This window comes from Vreelandella lionensis, from assembly GCF_002087295.1.
Classification (GTDB): Bacteria; Pseudomonadota; Gammaproteobacteria; order Pseudomonadales; family Halomonadaceae; genus Vreelandella; species Vreelandella lionensis.
The window spans coordinates 254,965-275,769 of record NZ_MWVI01000050.1; the positions used below are offsets into that span (position 1 = coordinate 254,965).

At 56.6% G+C, this 20,805-nt stretch carries 11 protein-coding genes and 8 pseudogenes; 5 read left to right on the forward strand and 14 right to left on the reverse strand.

Annotation, left to right across the window (positions count from 1 at the left end; all coding sequences use genetic code 11):
• Positions 1 to 20 precede the first annotated feature (20 nt).
• Positions 21 to 2,320: pseudogene (gene metE, locus B4967_RS06860) on the reverse strand (5-methyltetrahydropteroyltriglutamate--homocysteine S-methyltransferase).
• Positions 2,321 to 2,419: 99 nt separating this feature from the next.
• Here metE and B4967_RS06865 point away from each other — a divergent pair.
• Positions 2,420 to 3,356 (forward strand): annotated as a pseudogene (locus tag B4967_RS06865) (LysR family transcriptional regulator).
• Here B4967_RS06865 and B4967_RS06870 read toward each other — a convergent pair.
• The 5 genes and pseudogenes from B4967_RS06870 to B4967_RS06890 form a co-directional block, all read right to left on the reverse strand.
• The gene (locus B4967_RS06870; RefSeq protein ID WP_083024333.1) at positions 3,319 to 4,941 is read right to left on the reverse strand and encodes an ATP-binding protein; all 1,623 of its coding nucleotides are present in this window, start codon (positions 4,939 to 4,941) and stop codon (positions 3,319 to 3,321) included. The pseudogene B4967_RS06865 and the gene B4967_RS06870 overlap by 38 nt on opposite strands.
• A 17-nt stretch (positions 4,942 to 4,958) precedes the next feature.
• A pseudogene (locus tag B4967_RS06875) lies at positions 4,959 to 5,716 on the reverse strand (winged helix-turn-helix domain-containing protein).
• Positions 5,717 to 6,159: 443 nt separating this feature from the next.
• Positions 6,160 to 6,339, reverse strand: coding sequence for a PLDc N-terminal domain-containing protein (locus B4967_RS06880; protein ID WP_083024335.1), 180 nt, complete (start codon positions 6,337 to 6,339; stop codon positions 6,160 to 6,162).
• A 71-nt stretch (positions 6,340 to 6,410) separates the two neighbouring features.
• A pseudogene (locus B4967_RS06885) lies at positions 6,411 to 6,926 on the reverse strand (retropepsin-like aspartic protease family protein).
• 16 nt (positions 6,927 to 6,942) lie between these two features.
• Positions 6,943 to 8,267, reverse strand: a pseudogene (locus B4967_RS06890) (MFS transporter).
• A gap of 335 nt (positions 8,268 to 8,602) precedes the next feature.
• Between B4967_RS06890 and B4967_RS06895 the strand changes: the two are divergent.
• From B4967_RS06895 to B4967_RS06905, 3 genes are read left to right on the forward strand one after another with little or no spacing between them, the layout of a single operon-like run.
• Positions 8,603 to 9,220, forward strand: coding sequence for a substrate-binding periplasmic protein (locus B4967_RS06895; protein WP_243470373.1), 618 nt, complete (start codon positions 8,603 to 8,605; stop codon positions 9,218 to 9,220).
• A complete protein-coding gene (locus tag B4967_RS06900) occupies positions 9,213 to 9,950 on the forward strand; it encodes a substrate-binding periplasmic protein (RefSeq protein ID WP_083024338.1) in 738 nt (245 codons plus the stop codon). The genes B4967_RS06895 and B4967_RS06900 overlap by 8 nt, the downstream gene beginning before the upstream one ends.
• The gene (locus B4967_RS06905; RefSeq protein WP_083024340.1) at positions 9,947 to 11,212 is read left to right on the forward strand and encodes a GGDEF domain-containing protein; all 1,266 of its coding nucleotides are present in this window, start codon (positions 9,947 to 9,949) and stop codon (positions 11,210 to 11,212) included. The genes B4967_RS06900 and B4967_RS06905 overlap by 4 nt, the downstream gene beginning before the upstream one ends.
• A gap of 34 nt (positions 11,213 to 11,246) precedes the next feature.
• On the opposite strand, the gene B4967_RS18025 is transcribed toward B4967_RS06905, so the two are convergent.
• Both B4967_RS18025 and B4967_RS06910 read right to left on the reverse strand, forming a co-directional pair.
• Positions 11,247 to 11,399 (reverse strand): hypothetical protein, encoded by a 153-nt coding sequence (locus B4967_RS18025; protein WP_161491479.1) that lies wholly within the window; start codon positions 11,397 to 11,399, stop codon positions 11,247 to 11,249.
• A gap of 38 nt (positions 11,400 to 11,437) precedes the next feature.
• Positions 11,438 to 13,062, reverse strand: a pseudogene (locus tag B4967_RS06910) (BCCT family transporter).
• A gap of 239 nt (positions 13,063 to 13,301) precedes the next feature.
• Here B4967_RS06910 and B4967_RS06915 point away from each other — a divergent pair.
• The gene (locus B4967_RS06915; protein WP_083024341.1) at positions 13,302 to 13,652 is read left to right on the forward strand and encodes a hypothetical protein; all 351 of its coding nucleotides are present in this window, start codon (positions 13,302 to 13,304) and stop codon (positions 13,650 to 13,652) included.
• Here B4967_RS06915 and B4967_RS06920 read toward each other — a convergent pair.
• The 6 genes and pseudogenes from B4967_RS06920 to trmB form a co-directional block, all read right to left on the reverse strand.
• Positions 13,649 to 14,543 (reverse strand): annotated as a pseudogene (locus tag B4967_RS06920) (AEC family transporter). The gene B4967_RS06915 and the pseudogene B4967_RS06920 overlap by 4 nt on opposite strands.
• Positions 14,544 to 14,731: 188 nt before the next feature.
• A complete protein-coding gene (gene glnE, locus B4967_RS06925; RefSeq protein ID WP_083024343.1) occupies positions 14,732 to 17,722 on the reverse strand; it encodes a bifunctional [glutamate--ammonia ligase]-adenylyl-L-tyrosine phosphorylase/[glutamate--ammonia-ligase] adenylyltransferase in 2,991 nt (996 codons plus the stop codon).
• Positions 17,723 to 17,775: 53 nt separating this feature from the next.
• Positions 17,776 to 18,148 (reverse strand): annotated as a pseudogene (locus B4967_RS06930) (diacylglycerol kinase).
• Between the two features lie 26 nt (positions 18,149 to 18,174).
• Positions 18,175 to 19,566, reverse strand: a complete 1,392-nt coding sequence (gene dacB, locus B4967_RS06935; protein WP_243470381.1) for a D-alanyl-D-alanine carboxypeptidase/D-alanyl-D-alanine endopeptidase — start codon at positions 19,564 to 19,566, stop codon at positions 18,175 to 18,177.
• A 98-nt stretch (positions 19,567 to 19,664) separates the two neighbouring features.
• Positions 19,665 to 19,994 carry a DMT family transporter gene (locus B4967_RS06940; protein WP_062375183.1) on the reverse strand — a complete coding sequence of 110 codons (330 nt, stop codon included), beginning with the start codon at positions 19,992 to 19,994 and terminating at the stop codon, positions 19,665 to 19,667.
• Entirely contained in the window at positions 19,991 to 20,656 is a 666-nt protein-coding gene (gene trmB, locus B4967_RS06945; RefSeq protein ID WP_083024346.1) for a tRNA (guanine(46)-N(7))-methyltransferase TrmB, read from the reverse strand. The genes B4967_RS06940 and trmB overlap by 4 nt, the downstream gene beginning before the upstream one ends.
• Between the last annotated feature and the right edge of the window lie 149 nt (positions 20,657 to 20,805).

Consider the following 20,805-nt stretch of genomic DNA (forward strand, 5'->3'; position numbering starts at 1 on the left):
AGCCGAGCAGCCAGCTTGGCTTAAGCGTAGCGCTGACGCAGCTGCTCAGCGGCCTCCACCATATTAGCGAGGGCTGGCTCTACTTCAGTCCATCCACGGGTTTTCAATCCGCAATCCGGGTTCACCCATAGGCGTTCGGCTGGGATTTTCTCCAGCGCTTTCTCCATCAGTGCCACCATCCACTCCACCTCGGGAATATTCGGCGTGTGGATATCATAGACGCCCGGCCCAATTTCATTGGGGTAGGCAAAGTCCTGAAACGCATCCAGCAGTTGCATATCTGAACGCGACGTCTCGATGGTGATCACATCGGCATCCAGCGCTGCAATGGCACCAATAATGTCATTGAACTCCGAATAGCACATATGGGTATGAATCTGCGTGCGGTCGGCCACGCCTGCGGCACTCAGTTGGAAGCTCTCAACAGCCCAGTCCAAGTACGCTTGCCACTCGCTTTGGCGCAGCGGAAGTCCTTCACGCAGCGCTGGCTCGTCAATTTGAATCACATGAATGCCAGCTTTTTCCAGGTCACACACTTCGTCGCGCAGTGCCAAGGCGATCTGACGGCAGGTAGTGGCGCGGGGCTGGTCATCACGCACAAACGACCACTGCAGAATCGTCACCGGCCCGGTCAACATGCCTTTCATCGGCTTTTGCGTTAGCGTCTGGGCATACTCGCTCCAGCGTACGGTCCTCGGAGCAGGGCGTGTCACGTCACCAAAGATAATAGGCGGCTTCACACAGCGGGAGCCGTAGCTCTGCACCCAGCCAAAGCGGGTAAACGCAAAACCGTCGAGCTGCTCACCAAAGTACTCCACCATATCGTTACGTTCGGCTTCGCCGTGCACCGGCACGTCTAAGCCCAGCGCTTCCTGACGCTCCACGGCGTAAGCAATCTCTTCGCGCATCCGCGCTTCATAGTCCGCTTGGCTTAGTTCACCGGCTTTAAATGCCCGGCGTGCAGAGCGAATGGCATCCGTCTGCGGGAACGACCCAATCGTCGTCGTCGGGAAAAGCGGCAGCGCAAGCAGACGACGCTGGGCTTGCGTACGCTGTGCATAGGGCGATTGACGCTGGCTATCCTGAGACGTGATAGCGGCTAGCCGCTCGCTCACCGCGGGCTGGGGAGAATACGCGTCGACTCCCGGCGCGCATCCAAGGCGCGGGTTGCCTCGCTCAGGCGCTGCTCATCTTCCGGCGTAGCACGGTTATCAATCAGTCGCGCCAGCGTGACCACTTCATCCAGCTTCTGACGAGCAAACGCCAGCCCGTTCACCAGCTCAGCGTCTAGCTCGGTCTCTTGACGCAGGTCGACCGGCACGTGAAGCAGCGAGCAGCTAGGCGCGAGCCACAGCCGCTGGCCCAACCGCACTTTCAGCGGCAGCCGGCGCTCACGCAGTGCTGCCAAATCGGCCCGCCAGATATTCCGACCATCCACTAAACCTACCGAGAGCACCTGATGCGGGATTAACCGGTCAATCACGCTCTCCACCTGCTCAGGAGCACGCACGGCATCAATATGCAGGCCCTCTACCGGTAGCCGCGTGGTGAGCGAAAGATTATCGCCCAGCGCGCAGAAGTAAGGGCCACCAGCAGCTTCAGCGGGGCCGACCGCAGGCGATGGTAAGCGCGCTCGTAGGCCTGCTGCCAAGCCAGCGGTAAATCCTGTACCAGCGCAGGCTCGTCTAGCTGCACCCACTCAATACCCTGAGTCGCTAGGCGGGAAAACGTCTCGCTGTAAACATCCAGTACGCTATTCAAGAAGCTCAAGACGGTCAAACTCACTGCCCTTGGTTTTGCCTAGCCATAGCCATGTCAGCGGCCCGGTCAGCGTTACTTTAGGCGTAAAGCCCGCCTGCAGGGCTTCGTCTACCTCGTCAAATAGCCGCGTGGAGGCTAAGGTAAACGTCTGCCCTTTATGAAGCTCCGGCACTAGGTAGTGGTAGTTGGTATCGAAATATTTAGTCATCTCGCAGGCCGCCGCCGGGGTACCGCTCGGCGCGCGGCCACGGGCCATACGAAAGGCGGTATCCAGGTCGACGCGGCCTGCGCTGACCTCGTCTTGGGCGTGAAAGCGGTCAGGTACCGCCCCCAGCATCACAGAAACGTTCAGCACTTGGTCATAAAATGCGAAATCACCCACGCTGACCATGTTCAGCCCCGCGGCTTGCTGAGTTTGCCAGTGGGTAAGACGCAGCGCTTGGCCTGCGGCTTCCAGTTCGTCACGGCTAACGTCGCCCTTCCAGTAAGCTTCCGTGACTTTTTTCAGCTCGCGCTGTGCGCCGATGCGGGGATAGCCGAGAATATGAGAAACTGTCATGATGAATCCTTCCAACGTGAATGATTTCACACAGTTTGAGCGCCACCCAAACGTGAATCAAACTAAAGATTCTAATATCAAACATGAAAAATACTCACAATGATTGAATTGCGCCATTTGCGCACGCTGCTGGCCCTACGCGAAACCGGTTCTCTTGTAGAAGCCGCCGAGCGGGTGCACTTAACGCAGTCGGCCCTCTCACACCAATTGAAAGATCTGGAAAGCCGCGTGGATAGCGCGCTGTTTGTGCGTAAAACACGGCCGGTAGAGTTTACCCGGGCAGGGCTGCGGCTGTTGGCGCTGGCTGATGAGATTCTGCCGGAGGTCCGCAAAGCTGAGCGGGACCTGGCCCGATTGGCGGGCACCGGGCAGGGGCGGCCACATGGCCATCGAGTGCCATAGCTGTTTTCAGTGGCTCATGCCCACGGTGGATTACTTCCGCGACCACTGGCCGGAAGTGGAGATCGATATTCCCAGTGGGCACCACTTTGACCCGCTGCCTGCGCTTGCCCGCGAGCAGTTGGACTTGGTGATCACCGCCGACCCACAACCCTTGGATGGTGTTCACTATGTGCCGCTGTTTCGCTATGAGGGGCTGCTAGCGGTTGCCCGGCAACACAGCTTTGCGGGCCAACCCTATATTGAGCCTAGCGCGCTGGCCGAGGAGACACTGATCACCTACCCAGTGGAGCAGTCGCGCCTGGATGTCTTCACCCAATTTTTGGCCCCAGCCAACGTGCGCCCTAAAGAGATTCGCACCGCAGAGCTGACGCTTATGATGATGCAGCTGGTGGCCAGTGGCCGCGGCGTGTGTGCGCTGCCCAACTGGGCGCTCACGGAGTATTTAGAGCGCGACTACGTCAGCGCGGTGAAGCTAGGCGAGCACGGCATCTGGAGCACGCTCTACGCCGCTATTCGTGAGGAGTCGGCGGAAGCGCCGTGGATGCAAGACTTTTTGCGCACCGCCAAGGAGACCTCCTTTGCGGTGCTATCAGGGATTAACCCGGCGAACCGCGACGAGGAATCAACAGCGTAAAGCGTGCGCCGCCTGGCGCAGGGCTGCTGTCCACGGTGACACTACCACCGTGGCCAGCCATGATTTTCTGCACAATCGCCAGGCCAAGGCCGTAGCCACCAGAACTGCGGGCGCGGCTATCGTCCAGGCGCGCAAAGGGTTTGAAGATATCGGCTCGGGCATCGAAGGGAAGTCCCGGGCCGTCATCTTCTACATCAATACGCACTAGGCGCGGCTCATCCCAAAGGCGAATCACCACTTGAGATTTGCCGTAGCGGCAAGCATTGCCCACTAGGTTTTGTAGTGCCCGCTGCAGGTAGCGCGGCTCTGCCAACAGCTCAATATCAGGCCCCGGCACCAGGGTTAAGGTCTGCCCGCTGTGCAGCGGTGCTAGCGTATCAATCACCCGCTCCGCCATAGACCGGCACTCCACCAACGCCATTTCCAGCTCTGCGCCATTGACCGTTTCGCCACCTAGGCGCGCATAGGTCAAAATTTCGTCCACTAACTCATCCAGTTCAGCAATATCTGCATCAATACCCTGGAGCTGACGCTGAATGGCAGGCTGGTCGGTCATGTCCTCGACCATCTGTACCGCAAAGCGGATGCGTGCCACCGGGGTGCGTAGCTCGTGGGAGACAGCGCGAATCATCTCTTGCTGACCACGCAGCAGGCTCTGCACTTGGTTCGCCATGCCATTAAAGGCCATCCCCAAGCGCCCCAGAAAGTCGCCGCTTTCGACGTTGACGCGGGTTTCCAACCGGCCACTGGCAATACGGGTTGCCGCCAGCTCTAGCCGCGCCATGCGCGACTCGATGCTGCGCATAATCAGATAAATGATCAGGCTTAGCACGACCATCAGCGCCACGAGCAGCGGCAAGTGCAAATTGAGCGGCAGCGTATCGCCTCGGGAGATAGGCCCAGACTGAAGCCACTGGTCGGCCTCTCCCGAGGCATTAGGCAATTGATAAAGTAGCGTAATCGATAGCTTGTCTGTCACTAGCCGGGTTATCACACCCCCGAGCGTTAGCTGAAACTGCTGTTCGGTGGTCAAGTCGTCGGGAAGTGCGTTGAGCAGGCTTAACGCCAAACTGCCGGGGCGTAACTCGGCCAGCGCCGCCAGCCGCTCTTCCTCTGGCATGTCGGCCAGCCACTCACCCAACAACACCATGCTGCCCTGCCACTGGCGCTCGCTCCAAGCGTCAAACGTGGCTTCCAGCATCCATAGCTCTCCGCTGGTGTTAGCCGTGGGCAACCGCTGGCGCAGTTGCCAAGGCTCCTCTGCCACTAACACCGTGCCCCGCTCAATTCGCGACCGCTCGAAATAGCCTAACTGGGCGTCGTTCATGTCGCGCAGCACCAGCTGCATGCCTAGCTGCTCGGAAAAATCGCCTAACAGCGTTTCACGCTCATCTATGGGCACGCTGGCAAGCTGCTGTGTCATTAATGACATAGGCAGCGCGGCGAGCTGTTCGCGATAATCTTCCCGGCGCACCTGCTCTATAAAAGAACGCCCCCCTAGCGCAATAAAAAACACCACGCACAGCGCTAGGCCCAGCAGTAGGTAGAAGCGTAAAAACGAGCCGTGGCTAAGCACTCGCCGCATTAGGCGACCTCTCTTGTTTAACTGTCTTTAACAAACAGATAGCCTTTACTGCGCACGGTTTTAATACGGTGCGGCTGGTTAGGGTCGTCGCCAATTTTTGGGCGAATACGCGATACGCGCACATCAATAGAGCGGGCTTGGCCGTCGTAATTAATGCCTCGCAAGTCGCTGAAAATCTCTTCGCGGGTCAGCACACGGCCAGCATTACGCGCTAGCAGCCACAGCAGGTCGAATTCTGCGCTGGTCAGGTCGATACGCTCACCGGAGAGCCAGGCTTCCCGCGTGGCGTTATCAATCTCCAGGTTCTCAAACTTAAGGCGCATTTCACCATCGGGGGCTGGCGCGTCCGCGCGACGCAGAAGCGCACGCATACGGGCTAGCAGCACGCGGGGCTGCACCGGTTTGGGCACATAGTCATCCGCGCCCATTTCTAGCCCGAGCACTTGATCAAGGTCATCGGGGCGGGCAGTCAGCATCATGATGGGGCCAGCAAAGTTGGGCCGCACGCGGCGGCAAATGGCCAACCATCTTCACCGGGTAGCATCAGATCCAAAATAACCAGGTCCGGCTGCAGCGTTAAAATACGATCTACGCCTTTGGCACCATCCGCTTCTAGCGTCACTTGAAAGCCGTTTGCTTCCAGATAATCGCGGGTGAGCTCGGCCAAGCGCTGATCATCTTCAATAATCAGCACATGATCCTGGTCAGGGTAGTCGGGAGTTACCGATTCCTGCGCCCCAAGTGCTTGAAATTGCTGTTCCAAATGATCTACCATCCTTTTTCTTCACTCCGCTTAGGCAGTTTGTATTATCACCCGCTCACCCTGTGCAAAAGCAGGTTGTGGATAGCTTCCAGGATACCTTAAAACCTTGCAAACGCCTGCCCCTTGATTAACGTTGCGTATGCATCCTAGTTAGAGGGCGTCTTGAGCAACTTGATTCTTCCACCACCAAGCGCTAATGTGAGGTGGCGAACTGTCGACAATCTGACAGCAGGAGATCGCCATGGGAGATGGCAAAGCCCAAAAGTGTCATTAAGCGTGTCTATGTACCAACGCAAGTGCGCGACCTGCCCAACGGAGAGAAGTTAAAAATTCCCGGGCACTATAAAGCGCCGCCCAGCGAAAGCAACGATTCGCTCGATTAACGATGCGCAGATAAAGAAAAAGGCAGGGCTGTCGAGGCCTGCCTTTTTAATACGCCTTCATGGTTAAGATGGCTATCCCTTGGGGCCGAACAGGAGCCAAGCAATCAACCCCACCAGGGGAAACACCAGTAGCGCGATAATCCATAGCAATTTGGCAAGCCCGCTAGCCGAGCTTTTTGCCACTTTAACGATGGCCCATACCACAATGATGAGCCAAATAAGACCGAGCAAACCACCGACTTCAATACCCATAGCAACTCCTTAGCGTGTTGGCATCGATGAGTCTTCAGCTAAGCACATGACTGAAGCGCGCACAAGTCGCCCTAAGGCTCTGGCAAGCGCAGCACCATCTCCCCGCCGCGAATCTCAATCGCTAGCTGGTTTAAAAAGCTCATCCCAAGCAGCACCGTATCGCGCTCCATGCCGGGGCTGATAGAGCCCTGCACGTTGTTCATCTAAATACCGCCCAGCACTACTTCATCTAGCTGAGTCAGATTACCCTCGACACGGCCATTGGCGGTGTTAAACCAAGCACGACCCCCTGGCGCTAAGCTTAGCCTTTTAGCTAGCTCACTAGGCACCGCTACATAAGTGGCGCCGGTACTCAACAAAAACGTCACAGGCTCACCGTTGATCTGACCCGGTGCTTCAAAATGCCCTGCCCGGTTACGCTTTAGTGTTACCGGGCCGTTGTCTGGGGAGGTATTCATGATGTGCACGTTAGGGTTCAGCATGTCGTCAAGACCGCCCGGAATCCACCACGTTCCTACCGCCATTAACAGCACCCAAAATAGCAGCATCATCACAATGCCGCCCTGCTGTGGCCTGTGTCTTGCCATTATTCACCTCACGGCATCAAGAACTTTTCCAGGCCACTGCCGCCTCACGGCCACGGCGCTCATTTCCGCCTACGCAAATTAGCATCGCCGCAATAAATAGCCCAACACATAAAAGAATAGACGCTTGAAGGCCAATCAGCGTTTGCAACACCCCTAACATGACGATGCCCAGCACCCCCGCCAGTTTGTTTGCCAAGCCCCAGAAGCCAAAAAACTCCGCTGATTTTTCCAGCGGTGAAAAGACACCCACCAGCGCGCGGCTGGCCGACTGGCTAGAGCCTAAACTCAACCCGGCTAAGCAGCCGACCACTAAAAACAAGTGCTGTGCCTGCCACTGCCACCCAAACTGCTGATTGAGCCACTCGGTTAACGCCGGCGTTGCCCAAATCGCGACAATCGCCGCAACCCAGAGAGCAAGTGTCATTTGATAAGTGTGTTTAGCGCCCAGTTTATCTTGTAAAAACCCAAATCCGATGGCTCCCGCAGCAGCGGTGACCTGCACAATAATAAACATGATATTGCGCACGCTCTCATCCCAGCCAATCACCTGGGCCCCGTAGATAAAAGCAAAGGCGATAATGATGTAAACGCCTGCCATCGAAAATAGAAGTGACACTAAGAAAACGCTTAAGTCTTTGAAGTAGCGCAGCTCATGAAAAGTACCCAAAATCCGCTGCTGGGCAATTTGCCGATAAGAAACGCCATGGGGTTTAGGTACGCCGCGCTCTTTCAGCCATAAAAAAGTGGGGATCGCCGCCACTAAAAAGAACCCTGCTGCAAAAGGTCCTACCCAGCGAATACGCTCAAAATTGTCAGCCGTTGCCTCTCCTAGCACAATCAGCGTAAACCCTGCGGCCAATAGGCCGCCAATATAGCCCAATGCCCAACCAAAGCCGGAAATTTTACCCAGCGCATCGGCGGCCCTAACTCTGGCAGAAAAGCGGCAATAAACGACTCGCCCATGGAGTAGGCGTAGTTTGAGAGTACGATTAACAGAAGGCCTAACACCACGTAGCCGGGCTCAACGAAGTAGAGCATGGCCGTGGTTGCCACCGTCGCCATGTAGCTAAACAGAAGAAAGCGCTTTTTTTCAGCGCGGTAATCCATGATGGCGCCACACAGGGGAGCGCTGATCACCACCAGTAAATAACTGATGGCTAAGGCTAAGCTCCATAAAAAGTTAGCTAAGCGGTAGCCATCGTTACGCTCACCGACAATTACGGTAGTAAACAGCTCACCAAATACCACGGTAATAATCAGCAGCGTATACGCTTGATTGGCAAAATCGAACATCGCCCAGCCGAAAATCTCACGGCGTGAAGCATAGGGAGACGCGGCCATTGTGGGGGTTGTGGGCGGCATAGTGTGCTCTCTTAAAAAGAGGAATAAGACTACCAGCTAGCTGTGATGCATCGTTATGGGTAGCGTTAACAGAATAAAGATGACATCGCCACAAAGTTAATCTAACTTTACTGGATTCCCTAACCACAGGAGGGCGCAATTAAATGGCGTATGGCACCGTTATAAAAAAGCGTTTACTAGCCACTCTTTCACTCTTGCTAGGGTGCGCTTTTGCTATTCTGCCGTTGTCTGCTGACACCCTTCCCTCCTCTCTTGCCTCCCTGACATTTAGTACCGAAGAGTACCCACCTTACAATTATCGCGATGGCGGCCAAATGGTTGGCACGTCGGTGAACCTCTTAGAAGACATGCTAGCACATGCGGAGACCCAGCTAGATCGCAGCAATATTCGCTATTATCCCGGGGTGCGTGGCTATGACCTCGCGCTCAGCCAACCCAACACCGTGCTCTTTTCGACGACTCGCACGCCCGCCAGAGAAGCACAGTTTCACTGGGTTGGCCCGATTGCCCAGGACCAAGTAGTGCTGCTTCCCCGTCGCAATACGCCTCTTCACATCCGCTCTCTTGACGCTGCGATTGAGCAAGGGCTGAGCGTTGCCGTCATTCGTGAAGATATCGGCGCTCAGGCACTGGTAGAAGCCGGTTATCCAGAGGCGCTGATTAGGCCTGCTATGGACAACCGCAGCGCACTGCATATGCTGCTACATGAGCGAGTCGACCTATGGGCCTACAGTGCCGATGTCGCGAAGTGGATTGCCGAGCAGGAAGGGTATTCCAAGGACATTGTGACGCCTCTCTACACACTCAGCGAATCTTATTTATACTTTGCCATCAATCTTGGCACAGACCCGCAGCTAGTCGCCGAATTGCAGCACGCTTTTGATAGTGTCACTTCCTTCTCAGCGGCCACACAGGTAGGTAGTGATGGTTAGACAGCTGTTCTCCCCCGCAAAGCCTTACTGGGTACTGGTTGTCCGAGGTGTATTGTTTAGCGGACATACCAGTAGCATAGCATTCGCCCAGGCACCGTCGCTCACCATCAATACGGAAGAGTACCCGCCTTTTAACTATCAAAACGATCAAGGCATTGTGGTGGGTATTGCCACCCAGCAGTTGCGTAATGCGCTGCGCCATGCAGGCATTGAGGCTCGCTTTCGGATACTGCCCTGGGCACGCGCCTATACCGAGGCACGACTGCGCGAGCATCACTGTGTTTACTCCACCACGCGCACTGCCGCTAGAGAGCCACAATTTCGCTGGGTGGGGCCGCTGGTGATTAACGAGTGGTCAGTCTTTGGCCTAGCAGAACGGCAACTGTCATTGGCACAGCTTACTGACCTACACCATTGGCAAGTAGGTAGCTTTCGAGAAGATGCCATAGGCGATTATGTGGAAGAACGGGGTATTAACGTACTCCGCGCGCCTACCGAGCGTGAAAACATGGCACGACTGGCCGCCGGGCTACTGGATGTTATCGTTACCGGGCGCGCTACTGGCGAGTACCTTGCCGAAGAGCAAGGGCTCAAGCTTGAACACCTGCTCACCTTCTTTTATGCGCCCCTTTACCTCGCCTGCCACCCAAGCGTCGAGATGGACACGATTAACCGCCTTCAGCGGCATCTTGACACCTCGTTTGTTACCCCAATGGAGTCGATGCCGTGAGTGTCGCCAAGCCCCCATTAGCCAGCGGCCGTTTAACGCTCAAGCAGGCACTACTTACCCTGCTGATTGCGATTGTCATTAGCCTTATTGCGGGCAGCATTGAGCTACTCGGCCACGCCAGCAGCATGCGTGAAAATGTGCAACAGCGCACCTCACAGCAGCTCGCTATTGTTAATGGCGCGGCGGCGGAAGCCCCCTTCCAGCTTAACCCTGACTTAGCGCACCAAATCGCTTTTGGTTTATTTAGCAATAGCGAGATTTCCCAGGTGGCCATTCGCGACGACTTTGGGCGCGCCCTGGCGGAGTTCTACCCTACACAGCCCAATGCATCCAACTGGCTCAGCAAGCAGCTATTTGGGGATATTGTTTATCATGAGATGCCGCTGCGGTATTACATGGGTAGCGATACCCCAGAAGCGACAGTCGGTGAGATATCGCTCTCCCTGGATACGGTGTACTTGACCCGAGAGTTCTTAGCCCGTGGTTATGCGGTGGTAGGAAGAAGCATTTTGGAGGCTTTTTTACTCAGTGGTCTAGTGATTGCGTTATTTCATATTTTTATTACGCGGCCCTTGTTAAAAGTGCACGCGGCGATCACGCAAACTGACCCAACGCGGCCAGGCCAGTGGCCCAAACCCACTCTGAAGGGCCATCACGATGACGAGCTTGGCCACTTGGTGGAAAGCTTGGATCACCTGCTGAATGAGTTTCAGGCAGGGTTAGCGCAGCGTGATCATTTGCACCAGCTTTCCACATACGATGGTTTAACCGGCGTGGCCAACGGTCGCCACTTCGATATGTTTTTAGCGCAACAGTGGCAGTGGGCAACGCGTGCTAAGCAACCGTTATCGGCTATTTTTATCGATATCGACAATTTTAAAGAGTTTAACGACCACTATGGTCATAGCATGGGCGATGACACCCTGCGTGCAGTAGCCACGGTACTCAATCAGTGTATCGACTCAAGCTGCGACCTGCTGGCCCGCTACGGCGGTGAAGAGTTTATCTGTGTACTGCCTGGCAAAGATGCCAATGAGGCGATGAATATTGCCAACTTCCTGCGCCAAGCCATTCTGTCACTGGCTATTCCACATGCCTACTCCAGCCCTCATTCGCACCTAACGGCTAGCATGGGCATTGCCACCACGACACCTGAGCAGCCGCTTAGCCCTGATGACCTGCTCAACAAAGCCGATCAACAGCTCTACCATGCCAAACGACGCGGCAGGAACCGCATCGAGATACACGAACGCCCGGCGTAGCCGGGCGTTCGTGTAGGCATCAATCGGCTCTACGTCACAGCAACCAGTGGGCAATGACCGCTGACAAGCCGACCACCATCGCAGTGACTACCGCAACGGTGACCACCCGATCTAACCAACGGTCGAAGGCAGCTCCTTTTGGCTGCCTTCGCGTTGCCCCGTGACGTCCCTGTCGAGCCATCAGCACGCTGTTTCCATAGGTGCTTCCTCTATCGAAGCCGTTGTTTAGCTATTCATACGCCGATTGACCACGCTGGGCGCACGGCGCAGACGCTCCTCTTCCCCTAACTGCTCCGCCTCAAAGGCATCAGCCCCCACGGGGGTCTCACCGTGGCGACGGTAGAGCTGGGTCAGCATCGCTTTACGATCCGCACGCAGCTCGCGTACCAGCACAATCACCATCATATACAGAATAAAGGTAAACGGCAGCGCTGACAGCACAGCCGCAGACTGCAAGCCGGAAAGACCGCCCGCCACGATAAGCGTAAGGCAAATCGCCGCGATCAGCACGCCCCATACCACGCGCTTATAGAGTGGTGGATTGATGGAACCATTATCCGTCATCTGCGCCACAATATACGAAGCGGAGTCTGCTGAAGTCACTAGGAAAATAAAAATCAGCAGCATGGCCACCACGGAGAGCACGCCCGAGAACGGCATCAAATCAAACATCTCAAACAGGGCGACGGTGATGGTTGGCTTCGGTGGCCGCAGCCAGGCCTACATCGGTGCCGTTCAGCTCCAGGTTAAGCGCCGCACCACCAAATACGCCGATCCACAAGCACGCCAAAAGCGGCGGCACAAATAACACCCCAAATACGTACTCTTTAATAGTACGCCCGCGAGACACACGTGCCACAATGGTGCCCACAAAGGGCGACCAGGCAATCACCCAAGCCCAGTAGAAGATGGTCCAGCTACTGGCCCACTGATTGTCGCTATAGGGCGAAATCCGCAGACTCATTCCAATAAAGTTTTGCAGATAATCGCCTATACCGAGAGTAATGGTCTCCAGGATGGCGATAGTAGGCCCTGTGACCAGCACATAGAGCATTAGGCCGATACATAGCACCATATTTAAGTTGGATAGGCGCTTAATACCTTTATCTAACCCTGACCAAGTAGATGCCATGTAGGCGCAGAACATCACAAATAGAATGACAAACTGCCAAAGCCCATTCTCTGGCAAGCCAAATACCGCGTTAAGACCGCCATTCATTTGTAATACGCCAAGTCCTAGCGACGTCGCCACCCCCATTACGGTTGCAACCACGGAAATACATCCAACCAAGAAGCATAAGGACGTACGAGAGGATGCTTAGCCGTCACCGACGAGAGTACGGAAGACACCAAGCCTGCCTGTCCCTTCCGGAACTGGAAGTAAGCAACAACCAGCCCCACCACAGAGAATGCCGCCCATTGGTGAATACCCCAGTTAAAATAGCTGTACTGGATGGCATAGCGTGCAGCCGCTTCGCTTTCTGCAGGGACATCTCCGTAAGGCGGACTAATGTAAGGCGTCATAGGCTCTGCCATGCCGTAAAACACCAGGCCAACACCAAAACCTGCCGCTAATAGCATGCTGATCCATGAGAAAAAGCTGTAGCTGGGCGTACTGTCCTGGGGTCCCAGACGTACTTTGCCGTATTTACTGAGCGCAAGGCCGATCAGGAACACCACAAAGCCAAATACAGAGAAGAGATAGAACCAGCCAAATAGCTCGGTAATCGATGTGAGGGCGGCCTCAGCAGCATTACCAAACGCGACAGGAAACGCGGCCCCACAATCACTAAGACGAAAATAATCACTGCCGATGCGATAAACACCGACTTCCCTCCATGATTTGTCATAGCACCACCCTGGTTAATGAAAATACTGGTTAATAAATGCGTGGATTTATAAAAACACGGCACTTTATTTTAGTGCGCTCAATTAAATCCTAACATCCGAGGCTAGCAATCGCATGTTAAGGGCTTAATACAGCAAAATTAGCACCAACTGATATATTAGCTTCAACTCTCGAAAAGAAGCAGTGAACTTGCTCGCTCTGCTATGTTCCAATGGTGGCAAACGAACGATGGAGGCTTTCATGCCACAGATGAATCGCGACCAACGCAATGCCGCTTGGCAAGCTGCTAACCAGTGGCGCGCCCGTGCTGCACAAACGCAGCCAAATGGGCTAATGGGCAGCTTGAAACTGTTGTTGACGTGGCTAGCGTTTGGCGCACTGATGATTGTTGGCGTTGTGCTGGGGCTATTTTTCCTGCTGATTGGCTGGGCGATGATGCCGTTTGTGCGCCATAAGATGAAAAAGCGTATGGAGCAGATGCGTGCCGATCACGCTCAAGACATTGGCGGCGGCTACGCTGGCGATCAGCCATCTAGGCAGCACGATGCTCTGGAAGGTAGCTACGAAGTAAAAGACGAGACACGCCGTTAGGGCGGCGGCTGGATCCAGGCGAAGGCCGCCGCCAGCGTTAGCGGCATGACGATCAAACTTCCCAAGTTACCGATCAACACCAACGACGCCACCTTATGAGGGGCGAGCTTGTACTGCTCTGCGACCAAGTAATTCAATACGGCTGGCGGCAACGCGGCAAATACTAACAAGGTGGCTGTTTGCAACGGATTCAGCGGCAGCAGCCACATGAGCGGCAGCGCAATCACCAGCCCAGAGAGCGGGCAAAGCACCGCCCCCAGCAGCCCTGTTCGCCAGTCGCTAAAGTCGATTTCCAGCAGGCGCACGCCCAGCGCAAATAGCATTAGCGGAATGCACACACCACCCAGCATATGCATGGCTTCCAGCAGCCAGCCGGGTAACGCTACGGCCCCCAACATTAACCAATAGCCCCGCAACGCTTGCAGCCACAATCGGCATACGCAGCATCCGCCACAGCGAAGTACGCGGGTCTAGAATGAAAAGCCCCACCAAAAAGTGCAGCAGCATCCCAAAGATAACCCCCACCACCGCCGCTGGCAGCGCTTCCGGCCCAAAAGCCAGCACCAGCAGCGGCACCCCCATATTGCCGGAATTATTGAACATCATTGGCGGCAGGAAGACCTTACTGTCCAACCCAAGCCACTTCACCACCGGCCACAGCACTAACCCTGACCCCAACACCACCAGCGCAGCAGCGCTGGCGAGCCAGGCGTACTCCGCCAGGGGCGCTTGGCGGTCGGCTAGCACGGCAAACACCAGCAGTGGAACAAACAGCTCCATATTTAGGGTGTTTAAACTGCGAATATCGGGAGTGCGGAATCGTCCGTAGGCGGCACCGCTACCGGCAATCAAAAACACCGGCAGCAGCGTGGCTAAAATTTGACCGATCATTGACCAGCCACCTCGCTGCGAGGCCGCACAGGAAAAGGAGTGCGCATTGTGTCGTCCTTGTTTTTATTGGAACTGCTGTTATGGGAACTGCTGTTATTAAAACGATTGATATGGGAGCAGCCGTTTTAGGCCAGTCGTTATCAGGCTAGCTTTTTACTGATGCTACTGAAAAACGCCCTGCCCGCCAATCAAGGTTCCAGAAAACGCTGCCACAGTGCGGTCACTATCTGACGGTGCTCCGCAAACTCTTTAACCTGCCCTAACGCCTTTTCACCGGTCAACGCCACGCGGTGAGTACGACTGCGGTAGGCCAGGTAAGCCTCGCGTAGCTGCTCAGCCTCCACGTGGGTGATGTGCCCGCTCTCGGCCAGGGTTTCCAAAATGCGAATATTATCGCTATAGGCGATCTGCGCGGGCGTTTGATGGGAGAGCGCGAGCACGGCGTACTGGCAGAGAAACTCGATATCCACCATGCCGCCTGCATCGTGCTTCAAGCTAAACGTGGCGTCTGTGCTGGCATTTTCGCCATCGCCCCGCTCAGATTTGGCGCCCTCGCCTTTCGTGCCCAAGTGATCACGCATTTTATGGCGCATGCTCACCACATCATCACGCAGCGCCTGCGGGTCGCGCTCGCGGCGTAAAATCGAGCCACGCAGCTCGTCAAACTTGTCGGCCAGCGCCTCACTGCCCGCCACCACTCTGGCCCGCACCAGCGCCTGATGCTCCCAGGTCCAGGCATTTTGATGCTGATACTCGGCCAACGCGTCCAGCGACGTGACGAGCAGCCCCGCATTCCCTGATGGACGAAGGCGCATGTCCACTTCATAAAGACTGCCCGCCGGGGTTACCGCAGTCAGCAGATGAATGATGCGCTGGCTCAGGCGAGTGAAAAACACCGGCGTATCCAAAGGCCGAGGGCCGTCGGTACTGCCTTTACCGTCGTTATCGTGCAGGAACACCAGATCCAGGTCAGAGCCGTAGCCCAGCTCAATGCCGCCCAGCTTGCCGTAACCAATAATCAAAAAAGCAGGTTCGCGGTTGTTACACCCCGCAGGCGCACCGTGCTTGCGAGTGACATGCTTCCATGCCATCGCCAGCACCGCGTCTAAAATAACTTCCGCGATATAGGTTAAGTAATCGCTTACTTTCATAAGATGACGCGTACCGGCCACATCCGAGGCGGCCACGTGCAGCATCTGCGCATGCTTGAACACCCGCAGTGCTTCTAGCTGCGCTTCTTCATCGTCCTCGGGTAAACGGTTGAGCGTTTGACGCAATTCGTCGGCAAGCCGCGATTTATCGGCGGGCGTGTAGAGCGTATCAGGGGTTAACAAATCATCCAGCAGGATGGGGGAGCGTGCCAGCTGTTCAGCAATCCAAGGGCTCGCCGAACATAGCCGCATCAAATGCTTAAGGGGATGCGGATTTTCGCGCAGCAGCGCCAGATAGGCCGTGCGTCGTAGCACTGCCTCGATCAACGGCTGCACCCGAGCCAGGGCCGTGTCCGGCGTATCGCTCTGCGCCACGGCAGCCAGTAGCAGCGGCATCAGTGCATCCAAGCGCTCAAAACCAATACGCTGCATGCTCTGCACGGCGCGCGAGTGATAAAGGCTTTTTAATCGTTTGAGTGCTTTTTCCGATTCGTTAAAGCCCGCTTCGCTGAGAAGGGCCTGAGCCTCATCCTCTTCAAGCTCACCGCGCCACAAGAGCCGCCACTGGGAGAGGCTGGCGTCGCTTTGCTCTTCATCGGCCTCTTCTTCAGGGTCGGCGATCACTGCATCAAAGTGCTGGCGCACCCGTTCGCGGACCTCATCTAGCTGTGCAATAAGCCCGGGCCAATCCTCGTGCCCCATGGCGAAAGCGACGCGCTCGCGGTCCTCATCATCGGTGGGCAGCATTTGGGTTTGGCGATCTTCCAGCGCTTGAATGGCGTGCTCCACATCGCGCAGGAAGGCGTAATCCGGCAGTAGCTCGTCCACCACGGTTTGAGGCAGCAGCCCAAGCTCGGGCAAGCGCTTGAGCGCTGTTTGCAGCGAGGTGACCTGCAGCTCAGTATCACGCCCGCCGCGAATCAGCTGAAACGCCTGCACCACGAACTCCACCTCGCGAATGCCCCCCGGCCCCAGCTTGATGTTGCTCTGCATGCCTTTGCGTTTCACTTCGCGATTGATCATCGCCTTCAGCTCGCGCAGCGACTCAATGGCCCCAAAATCCAGATAGCGGCGATACACAAACGGCCGCAGGCTAGCCAGCAGCTCTTGGCCCGCGTCGATATCCCCTGCTATCGGGCGCGCCTTCAGCATAGCGTAGCGCTCCCACTCACGGCCTTGGTCTTGATAGTAGCTGGAGAGCATCGAAAAGCTGCCTACCAGCGGGCCGCCATCGCCCAGCGGGCGCAAGCGCATATCTACGCGGAACACAAAACCATCCGCCGTCATGGCATCCAGGGCGGCGATCAGGCACTGGCCAAGCTTGGTGAAGTACTCTTGATGCTCTAGCGGTTTGCGACCGCCTTCAGTCTCGCCCTTTTCAGGGAAGGCAAAAATCAGATCGATATCCGACGAGAGGTTGAGTTCACCCGCGCCCAACTTACCCATACCCAGTACCACCAGCCGCTGAGGCTCACCATCACTGCGAGCGGCAGGCGGCCCCCAGCGGGATGCATAAAAACGCTCCAGCCAGCCAAGCGCCGCTTCGGTGCACACTTCCGCCAGCCAAGAGACCGATCGGGCGGTATCCCACATGGTGGCACCGTCGAGGCGATTTAGATCGCGCCAAACAATGCCCAGCATGCGCGCTCGACGAAAACGGCGCAGCGCCCGGTGCAGGGCATCTTCGTCCTCGGCGCTCTCCAGGGCATCATCCAACCACTGAGTCAGCGCTTCTCTGCTGGGCGCGCTATCCAACTCCCCTGCCGCATCCAGCTCGGCCAGCCAGTGGGGAAAGCGCGCCAGCGTATCAAGGGCGAAGGTGGAGATAGTGACCACTCGAGCCAGCGCTTCCCGGCGGGCAGGAGCGAGCGCCTCCCAACTGCTGGAGGGCCGCGGCTGCTTGGTCATTGAGGCGATATTATCCGCCTGGCTTAGGGCCTCGCTGAGGCGCTGCTGTGCCTGTTCGGCAGCAGGTGCAAGCGCTTTGGGAAGCGTTGTCGTGGGGAATAACGCATCATTGGTCTGCATAAACACCTCTCTGCCAAGCGCCTGTTATGGTTATTGAAGGAGCAGCGGGCGAACTAGCCCATCCATTTTTCCCAGCCTAACAGCCCCCAGGTCAGGCCCGCCATCATCAGCGACAGCATCACTGCCGCTGAGCCAATGTCCTTTGCACGCCCAGATAGCTCGTGGTGTTCGGTGCCAATACGGTCGACCACGTGCTCAATCGCGCTGTTCAATAGCTCGACGATCAACACTAAAAACAAGCTGCCGACCAGCAGCAGCCAGCCTTAATGGGCCTTCGCCGATCCACCAGGCAAACGGCAGCAGCACGGCGGTAATCGCCAACTCCTGACGAAAGGCAGACTCATTACGAAACGCCGCCTTCAGGCCTTTCCAAGAGTAGCGCGTGGAGTGCAGTAAATGGGTTAACCCCGTGTGACGTGGCTTCATGCCCGTTGCCTCACCTAAGCGTTTAATTAATTAGCTAAAATCATTGCATCTAGATCTAACGACAGTGGGTCAAGCACCTCGGGCCAGCTGAGATAGGGCGTACTGCCGCTACCGTTCACTAACACGCTAAACACCCCCCAGCGCCCTTGGGCCGTGCGGAAATAGCCCGCCGCGGCACGTACGGCAAACGGCTGGTTGAGCGTGCCGGTTTTCAGCATGACGTTATTTTGAAAGGTAGGTGAGCCACGACGGATAAAGCGCATCACGCCGTTGGCGGGCGACTGGAAAGAGGCCACGAAGCTTGGGAACAGCGCGCTTTGGCGGAACATGTCCTCCAGCATTACGTTGACACCGTGCGCCGAGGTGCGGTTATCGGTGGTTAAACCGCTGCCGCTGTGCAGTGTGACCGGGCCGTGCCCAGGCAAGCTCTGCACATAGGTTTCAATGGCCTGCCCTGCCTGACGCAGCTGCGCTTGGGGTGTTTCCACCAAGTTCAGCGCCAGCACGTCGGCCATATAGTTATTGGAGTAGTTCATGGTGCGCAGTATCAGCTCCTGGAGCGGCTGGCTATCCACTGCGGCAAGGCGCTGGGCGCTGCTTGGCGGCTGGGTTGAGCTTACCCGCCACGGGTCACGCACGCTAACGCCCGCCTGATTGAGCATGCTGAGCATTACCTGAGCGGTTTTTTCAGCGGCGTCACCTGCGCCACGGTAAACATCCCGAGCGATAGCGTTGGTGGAAATTTGCCCCGTCAGGCGTATGACATCGCCCCGCTCGTCAGTAATTCGCTCGGCACTGATTTCCGTACCGCTATTCGCCGGGCGTGTGACCACCTGATTATCAATAGTCACCAGCGGCGCCTGGCTATCACATAGCCCTACCCGCGCAGGCTCGCCGGGGGTTGCCGCAGGTGCGACGTTGACACACCAAGTGCCGAAGTTAACCCCAGCGGAGGTTAACGGCGCACTATAGGCATTGGCAACGCGCGTACGTGCATTGCAGCGGTCAGTGGTAATGCACTCCACCGGGCCAAAGCGCCACTGGCTGACCACCAGCGCTCCCTCTACCCGCTTGACCCCAGCGAGCTGCAGCCGCTGGACGAGCCGCCAAAGATCTTCCGTCGTCAGGCCAGGGTCACCACCACCTTCAAAGACCAAATCACCGCGTAGCACGCCGTTATCCACTTGGCCGGTACTCACTAACTGGCTAGTGAAGCGATGCTGGGGGCCGAAACGATTAAGCAGCGCGGCCGACATATAGGCTTTTGTCACCGAGGCGGGTGAGAGCTGACGCTCTGGATTAAGTCTGCCCAGCAGCGGGTTGCTGCCGCTATCCGCATCCAGCAAGCGCGCCTCGGCGCTCACCGAAAACCCTTTGGCCTCTAGCTGGCTCAACCGGGTAAAATCTGCCCAGAGCATTGAACTGACACATAGCGCAGCGGTCGCCACGCCCGCTACCACGCTGCCGCGCAGCCATCGCCCAGGTAAGTTAAGAAAACACGTCACGTGCCACTACCTCAATGCACATTCATTTTAGAGAAGACCTGCAGAGTGACCACCCCGGCCACAATCAGGCTGATGCCAAACACCGCAGGCAGGTCGGGCTTTTCACCAAAGACGACAATCCCGACCAGGGTGACCAAGACAATACCTAAGCCCGCCCAAATGGCGTAGGTAATCCCTACCGGCAGCGTACGTAGTACCAGGCTCAATAAATAGAACGCCACCCCGTAGCCTCCAACGACCAGCAGGCTCGGCAGTGGCCGAGTAAAACCCACAGAGGCTTTTAACGCACTGGTGGCAATCACCTCTGCCACAATCGCGAGAATCAAATAAACAAACGTCATGGGCGCTCCAGGTCGATGCACAAACGCCAAAGTGTTTGGCCACTTTGGTCATATTTGGCTTCAAACGGGGTGAGATAGTCACCGTTAGGGTGCAGCGGGGCAACGCTTGCCACTTGGCCGGTGACGACCGCCACGGCCTGGGCAAACTCTTCCACATAGAGCTGCCAGTTCGAACGCAGCTCCAGCTGTCCGCCCAGGGCTAACAGTGTGGGGAAAACCGGATGGCCATGCCAGCGCATTTTCAAGTGTGCTGATTTAGGATAAGGGTTGGGATACAGCAGGTAGTGGCGCTCGGGCTTCCAGCCTGCTTCCAGGGCCAGTCGCCAGAAATCGACCAGATCGGCACGCACCAGCAGGGCGTTTTCCGGCAGCTCACCGTGCTCCCGGCCCAGACGATCCTCACTTCGGTCAACGCCAATCACGCTGTGGTGGGGGAACTGTATGGCTATCCGCCGGGTCGATAGCCCTACCCCGCAACCTGCGTCGAGAATCAACGGTGCAGAGTGCTGCTGGCGCCACGCATCGGCCTGCTCAAACGCTCGGCGCGTGTGGTCAGCAATGGGTTTGCGCAGCGGATGCGCTAACGCGCGCGCTACTCGGCGCGCCACATCGTGATGCGGACCTGGCTGATTGGAAATCACTGGCCGTGAGGTGTGCTGCATGCCATCCCCTGGGTTAAAAAAAGCGTGATTCTATCAGTCTCCCGCGCACTCGGCATGACGCCGTTGCACGCCCGGTGCTATGATCACGCCCGAGCCTTTTTGTAAGCTCACTATTAAGCTCAGATCGGTTAAGGTTTTCGACACGGTCT

Coding starts and splice junctions, on each gene's coding strand:
- B4967_RS06870 (WP_083024333.1), bottom strand. CDS start 4,941: ATGCGGCGAGTGCTTAGCCACGGCTCGTTTTTACGCTTCTACCTACTG.
- B4967_RS06880 (WP_083024335.1), bottom strand. CDS start 6,339: ATGGGTATTGAAGTCGGTGGTTTGCTCGGTCTTATTTGGCTCATCATT.
- B4967_RS06895 (WP_243470373.1), top strand. CDS start 8,603: ATGGTTGGCACGTCGGTGAACCTCTTAGAAGACATGCTAGCACATGCG.
- B4967_RS06900 (WP_083024338.1), top strand. CDS start 9,213: ATGGTTAGACAGCTGTTCTCCCCCGCAAAGCCTTACTGGGTACTGGTT.
- B4967_RS06915 (WP_083024341.1), top strand. CDS start 13,302: ATGCCACAGATGAATCGCGACCAACGCAATGCCGCTTGGCAAGCTGCT.
- glnE (WP_083024343.1), bottom strand. CDS start 17,722: ATGCAGACCAATGATGCGTTATTCCCCACGACAACGCTTCCCAAAGCG.
- dacB (WP_243470381.1), bottom strand. CDS start 19,566: ATGCTCTGGGCAGATTTTACCCGGTTGAGCCAGCTAGAGGCCAAAGGG.
- B4967_RS06940 (WP_062375183.1), bottom strand. CDS start 19,994: ATGACGTTTGTTTATTTGATTCTCGCGATTGTGGCAGAGGTGATTGCC.
- trmB (WP_083024346.1), bottom strand. CDS start 20,656: ATGCAGCACACCTCACGGCCAGTGATTTCCAATCAGCCAGGTCCGCAT.